A 16,904-nucleotide genomic window follows, 5' to 3' on the forward strand; every position below is an offset into this window, starting at 1 on the left:
AACGGTGTTTATTAATTATTCAACAAGAATAACAATAGCCCTTGCCAATAAACACATTAACACTTTACGGAGTACAAAAATGAGTCAGCTAAAATTATATGGTTTTGAATTGTCCGGTCACTCACATCGGGTTTCGTTATTTTTATCTTTGTTGTCACTAAAATTCGAATTTATTCAGCTCGATTTAGCGAACGGCGAGCACAAAAAGCCTGAGTTTATAAACAAAAATATATTCGGTCAGGTACCTGTGTTAGAAGACCAAGGTCGCTATGTGGCAGACTCTAATGCTATTTTAGTGTATTTAGCCAGCACCTATGATCCAGCGCACAAATGGTTGCCACAAGATCCATTTTTAATGGCCGAAATACAACGTTTTTTATCGGTCGCAGCAGGTCCTGTTGCCTATGGCCCGGCTAGAGCAAGAATCAAAAACGTTTTTAATGCGCCGGTAAACATCACAGATGCGCAAAATATAAGTCAAACAGTGCTGACAACCTTAGATAAACATCTAATAAACAAAAGTTGGCTGGTCGGTGATTGCCCAACCATTGCAGATATCGCCAATTATAGTTATATCGCACATGCACCAGAAGGTGGAATCGATTTAGCTCTGTATCCCAATGTACTGCGCTGGTTGTCGCAGATTGAACAATTAACGGGTTTTGTTGCGATGCCTACAACGCCTGTCGGTTTAAACCAACCGCAAACCTTGGTGTAATCAGCATGGCGCATGCATCAAATAAATATTTAGCCGGAAGCACGAAGGGCTCTGTTTTTCATTCTGGCGAACAAGCCTTTCATCAACAGCTAAATATTGGCGAAAAGATGGAAGCTGTCGGCAATCAATTTATCCGCCCCTTTATGCCAGAGCAGCACCAAATTTTTTTCAGCCAACTTCCATTCGTTTGGTTAGGCTTTATCGATCAGACAAACGCGCCCTGGGCCAGTATTGTGTTTAATACACAGAACAAATTGATTGATGTGCATAACCAAACGCAATTGAGCATTCAACTTGACAGCACATTTAATGATAGTAAGTTATCTAAAGAATCTATCAAAGATACAATCGGTTTGCTGGGCATTGAAGCAGCAAGCAGACGGCGTAATAGGCTCAGCGCGCAAATTACTCAGTGGGCAGGCAATACAATACACTTGTCGGTCAAACAATCGTTTGGCAACTGTCCTAAATATATTCGAGCGCGCCACTTTGGGTTTACGGCCAGCACAACACAAAATGACAAAAGCAGAGTACAGATAAAACAGTTGGATGAATCGCATAGAGCCCTGATTGAGCAGGCTGATTCATTTTATATTGCGAGTTTTTATCACAACAACGCTAACTCTCATGTCAGCAATGGCGCTGATATCTCACATCGTGGTGGTTTACCGGGTTTTGTAAAAGTGGATGGTAATACAATTCGCTTTCCCGATTTTTCCGGTAATCAGTTTTTTAATACGCTAGGCAATATCAAACAAAACGGATGTGCCGGCTTAACTTTTGTTGATTATCAGCACGGCCATCTTTTACAGCTGACCGGTTTTGCCAAAATCATCGAAAATGATCCCCTACTCAAATATTTCAAAGGTGCCCTTAGATTTATAGACTTTGAAATGACGCACGGTGAGTGGGCCGCTCATTTTTTACCCTTTGTCTGGGGAAACGCTGAGTTTTCAGCCAATTTAAAAAACACCGGAACCTGGCAACAAGCAGATCAAGCCTTTCATTTAAATCAATCAGAATTAAATCAACCTGAATCAAAGCAATAGTAATCAAAACAATAGGAATCAAAACGATGACAACTGAAATACGCAAACCACGCCATCCCCTTCCACCTTTTACCGCAGAAACGGCAGCGCAAAAAGTGCAAGCTGCAGAAGATGCATGGAATGGTAAAAACCCTGAAAAAGTCAGCATGGCCTATTCGCCTGATTCGGTATGGCGCAACCGGGCTGAATTTTTAAAAGGACGTGCAGAAATACAAGCATTTTTAACGCGTAAATGGGAAAAAGAGCTCGACTACAAACTTAAAAAAACGCTCTGGTCTTACACAGATAACCGCATCGCAGTAACCTTTACGTACGAATGGCATGATGACGCCGGTAACTGGTATCGCTCGCACGGTAACGAATTGTGGGAGTTTGACGAACTCGGCTATATGCAAACCCGGATCGCCAGTATTAACGACCAACCCATCGCAGAAAATGAGCGCGAATTAATTTCTTGAGCTAAGATCTTTTATAACCTAAAAGCAATCTAATGAAATTTGGAGCGCTTGCATGCAAGCTACAATTTTATCTCAGGTTATATTGCCCGCTTCATTATTTATTATTATGTTGGGCATGGGGTTATCACTTAAGTTAACTGATTTTTCCAGAGTATTATTGCAGCCCAAAGCGGCTATTATCGGTATTGCCTGCCAAATGTTGCTACTGCCTTTGGTGGGGTTTATTTTTGTTTGGCTGTTTTCACTACAAGCTGAATTAGCCGTTGGTTTAATGTTGCTGACATTTTGCCCGGGCGGCGTGACATCCAATATGTACAGTTACCTTGCAAACGGTGATACTGCGCTTTCGATAAGTTTAACCGCCGTTGTCAGTTTATTTGCCCCTTTTACAATTCCACTTTTAACCGTATGGATGATGGAATTGTTTATGAACGAATCACAACACTTTTCATTACCTATTGGCAAAACAATGATTCAATTATCTGCCATCACCTTATTGCCTGTTGCCATTGGTATGTGGTTGCATCGTCAGTTTCCAGTATTCGCCCATAAAGCAGATAAACCCGTTAAAGCCCTGTCTTTAATTTTTTTATTTTTGATAATTGCGGGTATCGTAGCCAACGAATGGGAAAACATGGCGGGTTATTTTGTCGCTACCGGTTTAGCAACATTAAGTTTAAATGTCACAACGTTAATGCTGGGGTTTTATTTGGCGAAACAATTTGGTTTAAATAAACGTCAATCGACCAGTATAGGTATAGAAGTTGGCATTCAAAATGGTACCTTAGCTTTACTCGTAGCCAATAGTATTTTGCAAAATCCAGTGATGACAACACCAGCAATCACCTATAGTTTATTAATGTTTGTAACCGGCGCTGTGTTTGCGTATTGGGTAAAAATAGATAATGAGACAGTTTAATAAGTAATCGCCTAGCCATTTTTATATTTATGCAAGATGCTTTTGGGAATATGGCAGTAATCATTCGGATTGTTAGAAAGTCTGTCCTGATGTTCATCGTCACTTTTAACGTAATTGCTGAGTGGTAAAATTTCAACAACCACCTTATCTGCATCGGCCCGACTTTGAATCGTTCGCCGAGCTAACTTTAAATGAGATTGTTGACGACTGTATATGCCCGTGCGGTATTTTTCACCTACATCATTGCCCTGCTTATTAATGCTATAAGGGTCGATGATTTCAAAAAAGTACTCGATTAATTGAGTTAAGGTAACAGCATTTGTATTAAAGGTGACTTTTACACATTCGGCGTAGCCATCGTATTCAGAGTCTGTTGTTTGGCTTGTGCCGTTCGCACGGCCTGCTTCTGTACTGACTACACCGGGCAGGTGTTTCATAAATTCTTGCACGCCCCACAAGCATCCACCGGCGAAATATAAGGTTTCTAGCTGCGTTGTTTCATTTTTCATCGCTTGTTTATTCATAAATGATTATCAAATGCATTATTTTAAATTTGCTATACAATACCACGCAAATTTACCTATGTGATTTTTCAATCGTCCTCAGATTTATCTTCTATTTTGCGTAAAAGAGAACATTATATGATTAGAGCTGTACAAATAATACTGCCCACTTTGTTATGTAGCCTTCCTAATTTTGCACTTGCTGCAGACAACACAAAAAACACACAGGAAATCGAAAAAATTACGATTGAAGCTTCTGCTACCGCGAACAAAGTTCCAGTGGGTACTTTTGATGCTCCGGTTTCAAATTTAGAATATGATCCCAGAGTTGATTTGCAGTCGCGCAACATGGCCGAAGCACAAGCCGATGTCACCATCCGGGGTGGCATATTTGAAAACACAGGTTTTCGAGTGGGCAGCGCTACGTTATTTGATCCACAAACGGGTCATTACGTTTCTGAAATTCCAATTGCCCCACAAATGTTACAAGGCCCTTATATTTTAACCGGTGCTGATAATGCGCTTTATGGTGTCAACAGTTCAGTTGGCACCGTCTCTTTTGCTTGGAAACCCATTCAAACCGCAGGTAGTTTATCTGTTGCTGCAGGTAATCATGACTTTAACTTACAAAGCATCCATGCCGGTTATCAAATGCCCTTAAAAAACGTTAACGATTGGAATTTGGCTTTTGAAGGGGAATATTCCCGTTCTGCCAGTGATGGTACGGTAAAATTTGGTGATCACGATTTTAACCGTGCATCAGCTCGCATTCAGCTCACCAGCTCAAATACACAAACTGATTTGTTTTTTGGGGTGCAGCATAAGTTTTTCGGCTGGCCAAATATGTATACACCGTTTAACGTAAACGAAACCGAAGATCTTAAAACACGATTAATTATCCTGAATCATCAACACACTTATGCAAAAGACAGTCGTTTTGAAGTAACAGCGTACACCCGTCGCCATAATGACCACTATATTTTTTCACGCGAGAATCCCGAAACATTTCAGTCGTTTCACGAGACGAATGTGGATTCACTCGCACTTGCAGGGCGCCATTCTATAAACGAGTCTTTTGCCCTTAATTATTCATCACAGTTGTTAGCAGACGAAATTGAATCCACTTCACTTGAAAACAACTTTACTTCTCGCAGCTATTTTAAAGCAAGCATACTGCCTGAATATCAAATCGATTTACAAACCGACCAAGTACTCACAATGCGCTTAGGCGCAGCGTTTGATGATAGCAACCGAGATGATTCACAATGGTCTTTGTTAGGTGATGTCGCATGGCAAAAAACTCAGGCGGATGGCTCGGCAAAAACGCTTTACTTTTCCTACGCACAAGCCAGTCAAGTGGCGGGTTATACTGCAATAGGTGGCAGCGACAGCGGCGGTTTATTCAGAAGTAATTACAATTTAAAACGTGAAACAACCACAAATATCGAGCTTGGATTATTTCTGGACGAACACAACTGGCGTTTAAATTCAGCAATTTTTTATCGTCAAGATAATAACTTAACTGACTGGACCTTTAGCTTTGATTCAACCTCGGCTCGTGTTGCTAACCCGGTAGATATTGACACGTTAGGTTTGGAGTTTTTCGCTACCCAATACTTCGACTCGGCTGAAATCATTGCCAGTTACACCTATTTACATAAATCGGAAGATTATGGCTCTGAAGAGATTGACGCAAGCTTTTATGCTTTAAACTTTCCTGACCATAGAATAACCTTAGGTGCAATATGGCGACCAATGGAAATACTTGAGTTCAGAATAGATAATGAATGGCGCAAGCAACATGATAATCCATTAAGAGCCAGTAGCACAAATAGTCAAGATGAAGCCTTGTTCACGCATTTAACCTTAACCTTTACCCCAAAACAAATATCCGGTTTGTCTATTGCGTTAGCGGCAGACAATCTATGGGACGAATCCTTTGAAGAAATACCGGGCACGCCGGGCCGCGGAGAACAATACACGGTGAGTGCAACCTATAATTGGTAATCAAACAATCTTTAAGGTAAGCGCAATACAATGATTTATTTGATAATCACAACGCTCATTTGGGCGTTTTCATTCGGAATTATCGGCAACACGCTAAAAGGATTAGATTTACTTCAGGTTGCCGATACACGCTTACTACTGGCATTTATTGCCTTTTTGCCATTTTTAAAATTTAACACAACCAACTGGCAGGAAAAGCGACAGCTTGTCCTGCTAGGTGCTGTGCAATTTGGCATTATGTACACTTGTTACTTGTCAGCATTTCGTTTTATTCCTTCACATTTGGTGGCTCTTTTTAGTGTATTAACGCCATTATATGTGGTTCTAATTAACGACCTTCGTCAGCGCAGTTTTAGCCCTTGGTACTTGCTGGCCACTCTGCTTTCAGTTGCAGGCGCAGCCGTTATTAAGGCTAAAGATATCGAGACAAATGCAATTTGGCTTGGCTTTATCTTAATGCAAATTGCCAATGTCGCTTTTGCATTTGGACAGGTTTATTACCGCGATTGGAAACAAGCGCGCCCACATCTAAAAGACGCAAATTTGTTTGGTTATTTGTATTTGGGTGCTGCGATATTTACCGCCCTGGCGACCTTGATTATCGCCAAACAGCCACCGATACCAATGCAAGCCACTTCTGCACAATGGTTTGCTTTAATTTATTTGGGCATCATTGCCTCTGGTTTTGGTTTCTTTTGTTGGAATAAAGGCGCAACACAAACCTCAGTGGGTGTGCTGGCTGCATTTAATAACGCGGTTGTGCCGCTGGCTATGTTCACTTCGCTCTTTATTTTTGGTGAAGCAACAGGTGGCACGCCTGAACAATTGATCCGGCTGGCAATTGGTGCTGCATTAATTACATGCGCCGTGGTACTTGCAAATCGTAAAACGCACACTTAACAGGCGCACGCAACAAGCAACACGCAAAAAGTAAGCGGATTTAAAACCTAAACGCGCCCAAGTACTACGCGGCCCCAACGACTTACAAACAATTAACAATTGACAGCAGTTTAAAACCCGACAATAATTCACATACAAAAATACACTTTTAAATAAATACGGGTTGTGTCTTTAATGCGTTTTGTCGTTCTCTTTTTGTATCTAGTTTTATTGGGCGGTCTATTCGAAGGCCAACTTTACGCGGCTAACCTATCAAATGACAAACCTAACTTTCTTTGGATAGTTTCAGAAGACAATTCGTATTTCTTTTCACGCCTGTACAACAAACAAGGCGCAGAGATGCCAAATGTAGAAGCGTTAGCCAAAGACGGACTCATTTTTAACAATGCATTTTCTAATGCACCGGTATGCTCTACTGCACGGTCAACTTTGGCTACGGGTGTGTATGCATCCAAAATCGCTTTAAATTATCACAGGCGTTATACCGAGAGCGAATTACCAGAAGGTGTGCGACCCATCGCGCAATTATTAAAAGCAGAAGGCTATTACACAAGCAATAATGTTAAAAACGACTTTAATTTTGTAGAGCATAAAAACGATCCTGTGTGGGATGCATCATCAAATACGGCTAGTTGGAAAGCGCGTGCCAACAAACAGCCATTTTTTCATATGCAAACATATACTACCACACATGAGTACAATCTACATTTTCCTGCAACGGATGTCACCCGCAAACCAACAAAGCACAAACCGGATGCAATTAAATTACCGCCTATTTACCCAGATACAGCGTTATTCAGATATACCTTTGCACGATATCTAGACCAACACCAAGTTTTAGACAAAAAAATTGGCAAATTAATTAAGCAATTAAAAGCAGACGGCGAACTAGAAAATACTTTTATTTTTTATTTTGGCGACCATGGTGGTGTGCTTCCCGGCACAAAAGGTTATGTAAACGACCTTGGTTTACATATTCCGCTGGTTGTACGTGTACCCGAAAACTACCGCCATTTATTGCATCCGAGTATGCAAAAATTGAAAAACACTAAAATTGATGGTTTTATCAACTTTGTCGATTTCGCCCCTACTTTGCTTAAATTAGCCAATGCCAAAGCCAACCCTTATCATGATGGTAAAGCGTTTTTAGGTTTTGATGTAAGCTTGCAACAGTTAAACCAACGAGATGACAGTTTCGCCTACGCTGACAGATTTGACGAAAAAATTGATATGGTTCGTACCCTGCGAAAAGGCAATTTAAAATACGTCAGAAATTATATGCCGTACATTCCAAACGCCTTGTTTAACCAATATCGTTATCGCCAAGCAGCATATCAGCAATGGAAAGACTTGTTTCAACAACAAAAATTAAATGCCGTACAATCTGCTTTTTTCAAAGCAAAACCAGCAGAGGCTTTGTACGATATTTCTGTTGATCCATTCGAAACCCATAACTTAGCACAAGATCCAAATTATAAATCGCAATTGATTGCACTTAGAAAAAGGCTAAACAACCAACTAAAATCTATGCCTGATTTAGCGTTTTTCCCAGAATCTCATTTAGCTCAATATGCATTTAAAAGCCCGCACAAATTTGGCGAGCAGAATATTTCAGAAATTGCTCAATTAATTGACATCGCAAACCTGCAACTATTGGGTTGGTCCCAAGCAAAACCTCAACTCATTAAAGCGCTGAATTCAAATGCTCAATGGCAGCAATACTGGGCACTCATTGGCTTTACCTATTTTGCACAGCAAGCGGGCGATCAAGTTGATCAGATTAGTAATTTACTTGCTCACCCTAACCCTGTTATTGCAGCGCGTGCGGTAGAGTTTTTAACATTAGCGACTGATTACAACCCAAGTATCGTGATACCTCAGTTAATTGAACGTACAAACGACACCCTATCGGCGCTAGAAATTATGAATATCGCCACTGTATTGTATGACTTAGAGGGGTACACCTTTGATATCACAACAAAACCAGCATGGCGCGAAGCGACAAAATCAGATACAAACCAACATTTACAACGCGTTACACACTATTGGACTTCAAGTCGCATCAAATATTTGAAACCAAGTTTGGGAAATTAAAATGATCTAATTATTAAATTGATAAACGTTGTATATCAAGACAAAAGTATACGACTAAACTCAGAAAGAAACTCTGATGTATCATTGATATAGTTTGGATAGGCTTTTTCAATTGATTTAAGATCGCTGCCAGCAACCAAAAGTACATTTACCTCTGTATTTTTTTCCAGCTCCGCATAACGTCGTAGTGCGGCTTCTTTTTTATTAGCCGCATACAAAAAGGCGTTGCCTGATTGAGCTTCGTTGTTATATACAAGTAATGTGTAACCCGAACTTTTCGACTTATCTTTTATTTCATCCATTTTAAACGCACTATTGAATGCATCTAATTTATGATAAGCAGTGAGCAACTCGTTTAATGCGGTTAATTCTTTTTTATAGTCTATTTTTTGTTGTTCTGATATTTCAAAGGAACCATCTTTAACGGCGAGAAATTCGCCCATAATAAAGAATAACCTCTTCCAATTTGCACTAGCAGCCTGAGGGTTTGTTTTTAAAGTTTCTTTTTCAATAATGTCAACTATTTCAACAGTAGTTGCCCATAGATGCTGTAGTCTCGTTCTCAACTGAACTTCAATCTGGAAGCCTTTCCACTTATGTTGTTCAACGTTTGCATAGCTTTTATATACTCTGTGTATACCTCTATAACCAGTAGGTTTTGGGGTTTGAATATAGTCGTATACCTTCACACCGTGCACAGTTCGACTGTCATCTAAACTATCACTGAGCTTGTATAAATCCGAAAGTGATTCAACAATTACTCTGCAACCTCCGATATCATGCATACGCTTTAAACTGATCGCGTTTTCGCTTTTACCATCTAAAGATTGTCTCTGCAGTTTATCAATAATAGTAGGTAGTCGTTTTAAACGCCGTACTATGGTAGCTGTTTCTAATAAGCCTAATTTTTTGACGTGTTTCCAAATTAAATTTTTAATTATTTGCAATGGGTATAAATGTGCGGCCCGAAAGTTTTGAATCACACTGACAGCATGGTCATAATCACCGTCTTTTTTGCGGATAACACGACCGGCTTTTTCAACTTGCTTTTTAGAAAACGTTAAATATTGTTTTGTTTTTTCGTAGTTTTCATTAACCATCGAAACGCCTTGTGCCTAAGTCTTTCTGAACGCCTTATCTTACTACTTAGGTAAAAATAAAGCTAACGAGACACCTCCCTATTTAAACCAATCTAAAACTTTTCTAGAAGATTAAACAGGTAGCTTCTTTGCCAACTCGATATCGTTAAGAACAACGTCATTTGCAGTTTCTTTACTGATTTCACCTGTAGGTGTGAAACCTTGTTTTGTATAAAAGTTTAATGCGCGTTTATTGTTATCCAGTACCCATAACGAAATGCTTTGGGCTTTCGATTCGCAAAGCATTTGTTCACACTTATTGTAAAGTTTTTGACCGATACCATTACCAATGTTGTCAGGATCTATGTAAATAGAGCTCAATTCATATACTGCTGTGCCTTTTAACTTTTTAGGTTGACCAAAACACAGAAAACCGACAACTCCGTTACTATTGTCCGCAACAAGAACTTCCGCTAAGTTGTGACCAATGATGCTCGACCACAGTTTCTGGCGTTTTTCTATTGTATAACTTTCGATAAAACTTTGAGGCATCAGTCCCTTGTATGCATATGCCCAAGAATTTACATGTATTTGTGCGATTTTATCAACATCACCCATCAATGCTTTTCTAATTGTAAATTTCATGATTTCCTTATCTACCTAAGATGTTGAAGGTTAGCTGAAAGCAGCTTTACAGGTAATTGCGATGCGTGATACAAAAATCACTCGATATTATGCTTTTTAAAAAAGGGTTTTAACCGGCTTAATAGTTGGGCTTGTTTTGATTGTGCTTCTGCCATTCCGATTTGAGCGCCCAGTTTCATTAACTCCGGAGATTTTTGAAGAAACTTTTGTCCAACTGGTGTCTGGTAGAATTTTGTGACTTGCTGTATTTCTTTTTCAGTAAAGCTTTGAGCGTATAGCTGTTTAATTTTGTCGATGACTGCAGTGCGATCAATATCTTCATTAAACCATGTTCTATAAATATTTGTTAATTCTTCTTTTGCTGCGGCGTCTAATTTTAGTTGACCTGACATTTGGTCGATCACCGGCAGCATCGCTTCAAAGCCGCCATTTAATTGACTATCCATTTGCATAGTTTCGAACATTTTGTCCACTGAACTATTGCTTGCATAACCATTGCCAATAGAAAATAAACATAGCAACGCTGAACATAGAATTTTTTTCATACCCAATATCCCTAATCATTATAGTTTTAATATTTATCCACACGTTTTTATGAATAATTCATTTTTAAGCAGTCAAACAGCTCCTACTTTCGTTTGTATGATCGTTTAACCGCTTAGGTTTCTAATCTAAGCGAGTTGCCTGTTTTATTGCAAGTTTATTTTTTAGTGACAAGACAAGCGTAAAACCCGGTAAAAGTACCATCTTGAGAAAGCGTCATAAGATCAAAATCTTTAGAAAAGACAAAAGCAACCTCGTAAGCTGATCCATTATCGACACCTTTACCCAGATAAACTTGTTTAGTGATTTTCGTTAATTTTTCTTGAAGGAATCCCATTTCAGGCTCGTTAGACTCGGATAGCCCTTTTTCAAATGATATTTTTAATTGCCAGTTAGGCCGCCCTTTTTGTTCATACAGGTCAATGCCCCCGCTGCCAGAATATTTTGTTTGTGCATATCCATATGTCTCACATTTCAACTCTTTTGGCGTTTGTGCACTGGCAGTGCTACACATAATAAAAATGAACAGACTTATTAATAATTTATATTTCATACATCCTCATTAGATTCTTGGTGCGAGTTTCAAGTTTCACAATCAGTGTAGGTCGGCCCTTTAGGGCGACATTGTGCATATTGCAAAATTTGTCGGGCTGAAGCCACGACCTACATTGTAGTTTTGAGCAACGAGTTTCGAGCTACGAGTTTCAAGTTTCGAGTTTCGAGTTTCGAGCTGTGTAGGTCGGCCCTTTAGGGCGACATTGTGCATATTGCAAGATTTGTCGGGCTGAAGCCGCGACCTACATTGTAGTTTTAAGCTACGAGTTTCAAGTTTTAAGCTACGAGTTTCAAGTTTCAAGTTTCAAGTTTCAAGTTTCAAGTTTCGAGTTTCGAGTTTCGAGTTTCGAGTTTCACAATCAGTGTAGATACCATCTCTCACAATCAGCTTCAAGTCGTTATTTAATTAACTTGAGGCTGATATTCTGTTTGAGTTTTTACAACTCCAAAGCATATTTGAGCCAGCTTTCTCATCGCCGCTCCTAATGCCTGCATTTTATTCTTGCCTTGCTGCAATAACCGTGTTTTTTGAGCTTTTATATCAGGATTATGTTGCCCTGCCACGACTGCTGCCATATATAATTTGACCCTAACATAACTCGGGCCTTGTTTGCTTAATGTGGTTTTTCCAGCCTGTTTCCCCGATTCTTTAAGCTTCGGAATTAAACCCAAATACGCTGAAAACTGCTTTGCATTTTTAAAATTCTTACAGGCTAACAAGCTAACCATCACTCTTGAAACAACAACCCCAACGCCGCTTATGCTTTGGAGTAATTTACGGTTCTTTTTTAGTGATGGATGCCCATCTATATGGTCGTCAATTTCTTGAGTTAACTTGTCTATTTCATCTTTCAACACCGCTATCATGTCTTCCAGCGACTGAATCACTCGTGCTGATGCGCCTGAAAAATTAGCGGCTTCAAATCGATTTTCTTCCCGCTGCAAATCCTGCTCTAGTGCTTCTAGCCTGCGTAGCATCGCCTTTAACGCTCTTGATTCCACCGGCTCTGGCTGCCATCTACACAAAGAATGTTGCTGGTCATGTCCATAACGGGCTAGCATCGTGGCATCCGATTTATCTGTCTTATGAACCAAATTCAACGCTTTTGCATATTGCGACGCTTTACTTGGATTTGCTTGTAATAAAATGAATCCTTGTTCATGTAAATAGTACATGAGGGGTTCACTATAAACACCCGTTGGTTCAACTGTAATAACGATTTCATGCGGTTAATATTTTGTATTTTTGAGCAACCACGTCACCAGTTCTTTATGCCCTTTTGGTGTGTTTTTTAATACTTTCGTTTTCTTCTTGTTTGTGGTGGCGTCACGTAACCAACTAACATCTAATTTATCTTTACCGACATCAATACCTGCATAGGCCTTCATCTCTATTTACTCCCCTTGTACATGCAGCGTCACCTGAAATAGGGCGCTAGGATACCATTCAGTTTTATGGAGGTTAGGAAGCCAGGGCATTATCTACAACCCATCATTTTCTGATTAGGTCGTTCACATACTCACTGGCGTCCCGATGTGATTGCTGCTAGCTAAACATCAATCACTGAGAGATACAAGGTCGTTCCTTTAGGGCGACATTGTTTATATTGCAAAATTTGTCGGGCTGAAGCAACGATCTACATTGTAGTTTTAAGCTACGAGTTTCGAGCTACGAGCTTCGAGTTGTGTAGGTCGGCCCTTTAGGGCGACATTGTGCATATTGCAAAATTTGTCGGGCTGAAGCCACGACCTACATTTTTGAGCTTCGAGTTTCGAGTTTCGAGCTACAAGCTGTGTAGGTCGGCCCTTTAGGGCGACATTGGGTATATTGCATGATTTGTCGGGCTGAAGCCGCGACCTACATTTTTGAGCAAGTTGCAACTTGCAGCTTGCAGCTTGTAGCTCGAAACTCGTAGCTCGTCGCTCGAAGCTCGAATCTCCCCCGTCATCCGCGCAGTTTAATTCTCAGCAGTTTTTTATGTGCTGTGATATATAAATTTTTCTCATTTTCATCAAATGCTAAATTGGCACAAAAATGCGGGACTTTAATTTTCGCTAATACTTTGCCGTCTGGGTTAAACAACCAAACACCTTCTGGGCCTGTCGCGAAAACGACGCCCGAGCTATGTACTTTTAAACCATCCGGTGCCCCGTGGTCATTCGTGCCGCGTGCTTTAGGTTTATAAAATACTTTTTTCTCGATTGCTTCACCCTGCTTATCCAATTTAAATTGATACCACTTAGGCGCTTTAGGATCGGATACCGCGACATATAAAAATTGATTATCCGGAGAAATCGCCACGCCATTTGGGAAGCTAATACTGTCATCCAAGACTTTTAATTCGCCTGTCGGTTTAAGTTGAAAAACGCCTTGAAAATCCAGTTCTTTAGCCGGATCATCCATTTGTTTTGGTAAACCATAAGGCGGATCAGAAAAATAAATCGTACCGTTTTTGTGGATAGCTGAATCATTTGGGCTATTCAGTCGTTTACCCCGATAATGACTCGCTAACACATTATATTCAGTAGTCGGATGATTTAACGGGGTATGCATTTTAACCACTTGCCGACTGCGCGATTGCATAATCACCAATTCATTTTGATGATTAATTAACAAACCATTTGAAAACCCACTGGGCATTAAATATTCAGCTAAACCATTTGCAGGGTGATATTGATAAATCTTATTATTTGGTATGTCTGAAAAAATCAAATATCCGCCTTGCTCGCCACCGGCTGTATTTGCAGAAATCCAGGCTGGGCCTTCCACCCATTCAAACCCATTTGCAAGCGCTTCATAACTTTGCTCAAGATCCAAATATAACAACGCCTCGTCATCGTATATTTGGTAAATACCTTGTTCTGTTCTTGGCGTTTTTTTCGTTTTTGTCATTTTCTGCGTTTGTTGAATTGGCTGATGCGCATTTTCTTGATCCGCTGTCAAACGACAGCCAGTCAATTGCGTTATCCCAAATGCCGATGTTAACAACAAAGCTATTTTTATTTTTTTACTCATAATCATATCCGTATTTATTTAAAATACCCCAACCTTACCGTTAACAAGCCCGGTAAGACTGAGGTGCGTCTATAACTCGTTTTAATCTATGCTGCAATTGCACTCGAATTAATTAGAATTATCTCGATTAATTTGCAAACCGGCGGGGATAAATTTGTTTATTTACCTCTTTTGCCGCTTCAACTAATGGTTTGTAAGGGATATCCGTAACTGACACAAATCCAACATTATAATTTTCACCGTCGTATGCACGACCCGTTAACGGAGAATCAATATACTGGAACCAATGTGCGCCGACTAAATACGGGTTATCAATGACACTTAACATATATTCTTTATACTTTTTACCCCGATCGGCCTGCGATGACGCATGGATTAAACCTGGGTTTAACAATCCAGAATCAATCGCACCGTTATGAAACTCACCGATAATACTGGGTTTATCAATGTCAGCTAAAAAGCCCCAAAAGTCTTCATTAATCCCTTCTTTATAATAATTGTAACTGACCACATCTGCGTATTTAGCTGCCGCTGAGCGAATTTCAGGTGTCATCCCCCAATCCGCAAAACGCGCCCCCATGTACAAATGGTTAGGCATATAAGTGTCAACTGACTGCTTAACAACTTTAAAATATTGTTCAGCATACAAAGTTAAAAGCTGAGCAAAATCGTCAATCATGCCTTGGGAAAAATCATCTAACACGACACCTTTTTCAAGCTCTGACCAATCTACCATTTGGCTTGACCAAGCCTTGTTGAGTGCCGCGATATTTGTATACTTTGCTTTTAAATGCGTCATAAATGCTTGTTTTGTTGGGCTCTCATTTGCATGACGCGACAAGGTATTAATCACAATTCCGTATTGGCTTTCGGTTGAGCCCATCATACCCCAACTTTTTTCGTTATCGATAAACACCCCAACACACCAAGGGCTATTTTTTACTTCGGATGCAATTTGTTTAACCGTAATATCGGTACGTTGTTTAAATACAGGATCAAATGGATCCGGTAATGGGCTCCAATAATCGTTACCACTGCTGACCGTTTTGAAATCACCAATAATCCAGCCATTGGCAAAATACGGATAGTTTTGCATGTCGTAATAACCTGTATCTATCCAGTTGCCAAACGATGTGAAACCCCAACTTTGCATGCGTTTAACTGTAGTCTCCCGCCATTTTTGCATTAATTTTTCTTCGTCTCTGGTTTGATATTTACGCTGCAAATTGGCGCGATAAAAGCTAAAGGTTTCGCCCCGCTCGATTGCACCTGTGTGCACTTCACGGCGATAGCCAAAATTATCAGCCAGTGGCTCGGATTGTGCTGGCAACCAACTAAACATATTGGCGCGTAACTCAGAGGTGACTTCGCGTGTTGGCCAAGCAATTTTAGGCGCTCGATTTAACCCTAGAGAATCTTCAGGTGTTAAGTCGCCCTCTTCTCTGGCTTTAATCAGACTATGATCAAAATCATAGCCGGTTATGGTTGACGTATTCGCCAAACGTACGTTGGCAATGCCATTTGAGAAAAACAGATACCCCTGGGGATCGACCAGTGTCCATTTTCCCTGATATTTTTCAGTGCGGTAAAAACCGGTTGCTTTTAATTTTGGCCCGTCTTTCCAGCCATTAAATTGACTGCGATCTGCAAAGTTACGCATTGTCAGCGTTTTTTGTTCCTGTTCGCTGATTTGCCGTAATTGCTCTTGTGAATCTATTTTGTTGACAAAATCAACACGGGTGCTTTGACCAAATTTATCGACTAAATGGTTCAAGTAGTTGTGATCGATTGCTTTAGGATAAATGAGCCGCGCATTATCTACTGTAATCGACTTGTCTTCTAAAACGCCGCGTATACTAAATTTGATACTGACAATTTCAGCTAAATTTAAATTTTTGCTACCCCATCGCCATATCACTGGGACATAATCAGATTTCCAACTCGGTGGATTGGAACGAATGCCGGTTTCAACATCTAAATCGGGTCCTTTTAGTTCAATAAAATAGGTTTGTTGAGATTGTTCCGGTATAACAAAACTGCGATTGTGTGTTTTACCCTGTTTATCTTTAACCGTTGCGTATACATGAATCGAAGCAGCATCCGAGTTGGCGATATCCAGCGCAAATGCAAAATGACCTTGATCTTGCCAATTCCAACCTTTTTCTGACTGAAATTCAAAACCAGAAACATGATTATCTTTTGCATCAAAATTAATCAGCAGTTGTTGATTTCCATCTTGATTAAGCTCTTTAGCCATTCCATTTTCAACTTTTAAAACAGACTGATAAGCGCCTGATTCAAAATCCCACAATATTTTTTCATTATTTTGCGCATGCTGTTGATTAGAACAAGCAACCAACAAAACGCTTGTCAGTGCAGCTGCCAGGATATTTTTATTAGAATTAAACATCACGTTCC

At 40.0% G+C, this 16,904-nt stretch carries 14 protein-coding genes and 1 pseudogene; 7 read left to right on the top strand and 8 right to left on the bottom strand.

All coding sequences use genetic code 11. The features are described 5' to 3' along the window. Nucleotides 1-79 precede the first annotated feature (79 nt). From FNT16_RS19575 to FNT16_RS19590, 4 genes are read left to right on the top strand one after another with little or no spacing between them, the layout of a single operon-like run. Nucleotides 80-718, top strand: coding sequence for a glutathione S-transferase (locus tag FNT16_RS19575; protein WP_143873688.1), 639 nt, complete (start codon nucleotides 80-82; stop codon nucleotides 716-718). A 5-nt stretch (nucleotides 719-723) separates the two neighbouring features. Continuing rightward, the gene (locus FNT16_RS19580) at nucleotides 724-1,767 is read left to right on the top strand and encodes a pyridoxamine 5'-phosphate oxidase family protein (RefSeq protein WP_143873690.1); all 1,044 of its coding nucleotides are present in this window, start codon (nucleotides 724-726) and stop codon (nucleotides 1,765-1,767) included. Nucleotides 1,768-1,793: 26 nt separating this feature from the next. Beyond that, nucleotides 1,794-2,225, top strand: a complete 432-nt coding sequence (locus FNT16_RS19585; RefSeq protein WP_143873692.1) for a nuclear transport factor 2 family protein — start codon at nucleotides 1,794-1,796, stop codon at nucleotides 2,223-2,225. A gap of 52 nt (nucleotides 2,226-2,277) precedes the next feature. Further along, entirely contained in the window at nucleotides 2,278-3,144 is an 867-nt protein-coding gene (locus FNT16_RS19590; protein WP_143873693.1) for a bile acid:sodium symporter family protein, read from the top strand. Between the two features lie 11 nt (nucleotides 3,145-3,155). Here the strand turns inward: FNT16_RS19590 and FNT16_RS19595 are convergent, their stop codons facing one another. Further along, on the bottom strand, nucleotides 3,156-3,668 hold the full coding sequence (locus FNT16_RS19595; RefSeq protein WP_246072552.1) for a peptide-methionine (S)-S-oxide reductase: 513 nt from the start codon (nucleotides 3,666-3,668) through the stop codon (nucleotides 3,156-3,158). 117 nt (nucleotides 3,669-3,785) lie between these two features. On the opposite strand from FNT16_RS19595, the gene FNT16_RS19600 reads away from it, so the two are divergent. The 3 genes from FNT16_RS19600 (at nucleotide 3,786) to FNT16_RS19610 (ending at nucleotide 8,648) form a co-directional block, all read left to right on the top strand. Continuing rightward, entirely contained in the window at nucleotides 3,786-5,654 is a 1,869-nt protein-coding gene (locus tag FNT16_RS19600) for a TonB-dependent receptor plug domain-containing protein (RefSeq protein ID WP_143873695.1), read from the top strand. Between the two features lie 30 nt (nucleotides 5,655-5,684). Further along, nucleotides 5,685-6,554, top strand: coding sequence for an EamA family transporter (locus FNT16_RS19605; protein ID WP_143873696.1), 870 nt, complete (start codon nucleotides 5,685-5,687; stop codon nucleotides 6,552-6,554). 174 nt (nucleotides 6,555-6,728) lie between these two features. Further along, complete coding sequence (locus tag FNT16_RS19610; protein WP_143873698.1) at nucleotides 6,729-8,648, top strand: sulfatase family protein; 1,920 nt, start codon at nucleotides 6,729-6,731, stop codon at nucleotides 8,646-8,648. A gap of 35 nt (nucleotides 8,649-8,683) precedes the next feature. On the opposite strand, the gene FNT16_RS19615 is transcribed toward FNT16_RS19610, so the two are convergent. From FNT16_RS19615 to FNT16_RS19645, 7 genes and pseudogenes are all read right to left on the bottom strand, one after another. Continuing rightward, the gene (locus FNT16_RS19615; RefSeq protein WP_143873700.1) at nucleotides 8,684-9,748 is read right to left on the bottom strand and encodes a RelA/SpoT domain-containing protein; all 1,065 of its coding nucleotides are present in this window, start codon (nucleotides 9,746-9,748) and stop codon (nucleotides 8,684-8,686) included. 111 nt (nucleotides 9,749-9,859) lie between these two features. Continuing rightward, the gene (locus FNT16_RS19620) at nucleotides 9,860-10,372 is read right to left on the bottom strand and encodes a GNAT family N-acetyltransferase (protein ID WP_143873701.1); all 513 of its coding nucleotides are present in this window, start codon (nucleotides 10,370-10,372) and stop codon (nucleotides 9,860-9,862) included. Nucleotides 10,373-10,449: 77 nt separating this feature from the next. After that, nucleotides 10,450-10,917 carry a DUF2059 domain-containing protein gene (locus FNT16_RS19625; protein WP_143873923.1) on the bottom strand — a complete coding sequence of 156 codons (468 nt, stop codon included), beginning with the start codon at nucleotides 10,915-10,917 and terminating at the stop codon, nucleotides 10,450-10,452. A 155-nt stretch (nucleotides 10,918-11,072) separates the two neighbouring features. Next, nucleotides 11,073-11,468 (bottom strand): hypothetical protein, encoded by a 396-nt coding sequence (locus FNT16_RS19630; RefSeq protein ID WP_143873703.1) that lies wholly within the window; start codon nucleotides 11,466-11,468, stop codon nucleotides 11,073-11,075. Between the two features lie 404 nt (nucleotides 11,469-11,872). Beyond that, a pseudogene (locus tag FNT16_RS19635) lies at nucleotides 11,873-12,859 on the bottom strand (IS110 family RNA-guided transposase). 556 nt (nucleotides 12,860-13,415) lie between these two features. Continuing rightward, nucleotides 13,416-14,486 (bottom strand): SMP-30/gluconolactonase/LRE family protein, encoded by a 1,071-nt coding sequence (locus FNT16_RS19640; RefSeq protein ID WP_185976774.1) that lies wholly within the window; start codon nucleotides 14,484-14,486, stop codon nucleotides 13,416-13,418. A gap of 127 nt (nucleotides 14,487-14,613) precedes the next feature. Then, the gene (locus FNT16_RS19645; RefSeq protein WP_143873707.1) at nucleotides 14,614-16,896 is read right to left on the bottom strand and encodes a beta-galactosidase; all 2,283 of its coding nucleotides are present in this window, start codon (nucleotides 16,894-16,896) and stop codon (nucleotides 14,614-14,616) included. Between the last annotated feature and the right edge of the window lie 8 nt (nucleotides 16,897-16,904).

The organism is Catenovulum sediminis (assembly GCF_007289895.1).
Taxonomy (GTDB): domain Bacteria; phylum Pseudomonadota; class Gammaproteobacteria; order Enterobacterales; family Alteromonadaceae; genus Catenovulum; species Catenovulum sediminis.